General features: G+C 72.4%; 3 protein-coding genes. All 3 read right to left on the reverse strand.

The genetic code is table 11. The annotated features are described in order from the left end of the window. The coding region (infC, locus tag AC08OU_RS24085; protein WP_476605894.1) for a translation initiation factor IF-3 at positions 1–891 on the reverse strand (891 nt) is incomplete at its 3' end. A gap of 293 nt (positions 892–1184) precedes the next feature. Next, positions 1185–2414: an MFS transporter gene (locus AC08OU_RS24090; RefSeq protein ID WP_476605895.1), complete on the reverse strand. Its 1230-nt coding sequence runs from the start codon at positions 2412–2414 to the stop codon at positions 1185–1187. Positions 2415–2525: 111 nt separating this feature from the next. After that, a partial coding sequence (locus tag AC08OU_RS24095) for an SseB family protein (protein ID WP_476605896.1) occupies positions 2526–2979 on the reverse strand: 454 nt, incomplete at its 5' end.

Raw genomic sequence — 2979 nt, forward strand, 5'->3', positions numbered from 1 at the left:
AGCCGGGGCCGGGCGCGCCGGGGCCGGCTGGACCGGAGCCTGCTGGACCGGCGTTTGCTGGACCGGAGCCTGCTGGACCGGAGCCTGCTGGACCGGAGCCTGCTGGACCGGAGCCGGCTGAGCCGGAGCCGGCTCGGCCTGCGCGGGCGGGGCTTCGACCGCCTGCGCGCGCACCGGCTGGGCCGGTGCGGGCTCCGCCTGCGGCTCGGCTGCGCGACCCTGCTCCGAGTCAACCACCGGAGCATCCTCGCTCCGCACGCCCGACTCCTCGTCACGCCGTCGGCGCTCGGCCTTCTGCTCGGCCTTGGCCTCCGCCTTCTTCTTGTGCGGCCCGATCACCATGATCATGTTGCGGCCGTCCTGCTTCGGGGTGCTCTCGACGTAACCGAACTCGGCGACGTCGGCGGCCATCCGCTGCAGCAGGCGGTATCCCATCTCCGGGCGCGACTGCTCACGCCCCCGGAACATGATCATTACCTTGACCTTGTCCCCCTGCTTCAGGAACCGCTCGACGTGACCCCGCTTGGTGCCGTAGTCGTGCGGGTCGATCTTCAGGCGGAGCCGGATCTCCTTGAGGACCGTATGGGCCTGGTTCCGCCGGGCCTCACGGGCCTTCATGTCGGACTCGTACTTGTACTTCCCGAAGTCCATGAGCTTGCAGACCGGGGGTCGCGCCTGCGGCGCGACCTCGACCAGGTCGAGATCGGCTTCCTGAGCCAGGCGCAGGGCGTCCTCCACGCGGACGATCCCGACCTGCTCCCCGTTGGGGCCGACCAACCGCACCTCGGGAACTCGGATGCGGTCGTTGATCCGGGGCTCGCTGATGTGCTGCTCCTTTGCTGTGTCCGTTGGCTGCCGCAGCACGAGAAAGGCTCCCGCACGCGAGCGCACAGGAGCCTTCGACGGACCGGCCGTCCCGACAGGCGGAACGACTCAAACCCCGCGCATGCCGCGCGGGGCGGACCTGACCCGGCACCTGGAACCTCGTGGCGACGGGTGGGAGAAGACTCCTCTTGCGCACCGGACCAACGGTGGTCCGGTCGGTCAGGCAAACAGGTTATCAGTTGTGGTAACCGACGGACCACCGAGTGCCATCACACGACCCCGGCGGCGTCCCATCCGGCGCCTCCGGCCCTTCGAGTGTGCCACGGTGCGACGTTTTGGTGATCATTTATGACGAATGATCACCAAAACGTCACACCGTGGCTGGCTGCGAGCCAGCCAGCCAGCCAGCCAGCCAGGATGTGCCCCACTATCGCGCCCGTGCCGGCGATCACCATCCCGGTCATGCCGACGGCGGCGAACCCGGCCCGCGGCCCGGTCAGGTCGATCGCGGCACCGGCGAACGGCGACCCGAGCGCGAGGCCGAGCGTCATCGCCGTCCCGTACCAGCCCATCGCCTCGCCGCGAACGTGCTCAGGGACCTCCGCCGCCACGGCCGCCGCGGTGGCGCTGAGCACGGGGGCGCACACGGCGCCGGTGGGAATGATCGCCAGCGCCAGCCACACCGGACCGGGCGCCAGGCCGACGGGGATGCACAGCACCGCGAGCCCGAGGAGCAGGAGGAACGGCGACACCGGCCGGCGAACCGCGCCGAAGACGAGGCCGCCCAACAGGGACGCCACGCTCCAGAGGGCGAAGACGACACCCGTGAGTTCCGTGTCGCCGCTCTCGCGGAGGAAGGCGACGACGCTGACCTCCGTGCCGCCGAGCACGAGCAGGGCCCCCGACGTCGCGACGAGCACCGCGAGCGTGCGCACGCCGAGCCAGGCCGGGTTCCACCGCGCCATCGGGCGCGCGCCCGTCTCGTGCCCGGCGGCGTCCTCGGGGTCGCCGCCCCGGGTCGGCGGGTTCAGGGCCATGAACAGCAGGCCCGCCGCGACCTCGGCCCCGCCGATGGCCAGCAGCCCGGCGTCCGTGGACACCTGCGTGGCGACGAGGACGCCGATCACCGGCGCGGTCATGTAGGTGATCTCGACGCTCATCGAGTCCAACGCGTACGCCGCGCGCTGGCCGTCCCGCGGGACGACCACCGACAGCGACTGGCGCACCACGCCGAAGATCGGCAGGCCGAGCAGCCCGCCCAGAAAGGCGATGACCAGGAGCGCCTGGTAGGGGACGAACGGCGCGGATCCCCACAGAGCCGCCTCGGCCACCGTCGGAAGGATCAGTGCCTTGCGGACACCGACCCGATCGACCAGGCGGCCGAGCCACGGTGCCCCGATCGCCATCCCGGCCGTCATGACCGCAACCACCAGCCCCGCGGCGCCGTACCCCCGATGCAGGCCGACGGCGACGTGCAGGGTCATCACGACGCTCGCCGCGGCGTGCGGCATGCGCGCGAGGATCGAGAAAACCAGCAGGCGGGCGACGCCGGGAAGGGCCAGAACCGAGCGGTAGGGAGCGAGGGTCACGCCGCCATGTTCGCGGCCACCACCGATAGAGGCTCCCCATTTTCGGCGATCATGCCCGGGCTCAAGGGTGTTTCGACAAGAGAATCGCGTCAGGACAACCCTTGAGTCGCGTCAGTGGAGGGTGAGTCGCACGGCGTCGACCCGTTCGGTCAGCAGGTCCGAGCCGCGCAGCCGCCGGCCCACCTCTGCCGCCGCCGCTTCGGCGGCCGCAGCGTCCAGCCCCGGCGCCAGGCCGAGCGCGACCCGCAGTCCTGCCGGCCCGTCCGGCTCACAGCCGTGCCGCGACACCTCGGAAACCGGCCCGCACGCCGCCGCGACCACCGCGACCACCGCGGGGTCCGCCGCGGGCGGCACCCAGGTCCGGCCCTGCGCCACCGCCCAGACCACGGGCCTGGGCAGGACGCAGGTCACCGGCCCCGCGACGTCGAGCACGACGACGTCGCACCCCTCCGCCACCGCCGCCTGAGCCGCGCGCGCCGCCTCGACCGGCACCGGGCGGGCGGCACCGTCCCACGCGGACAGCGTCGCGGCCGACGTGAACGCCGGCAGCGCGCGACGCCCGTCC

This window comes from Frankia sp. CcMO1, assembly GCF_977945845.1.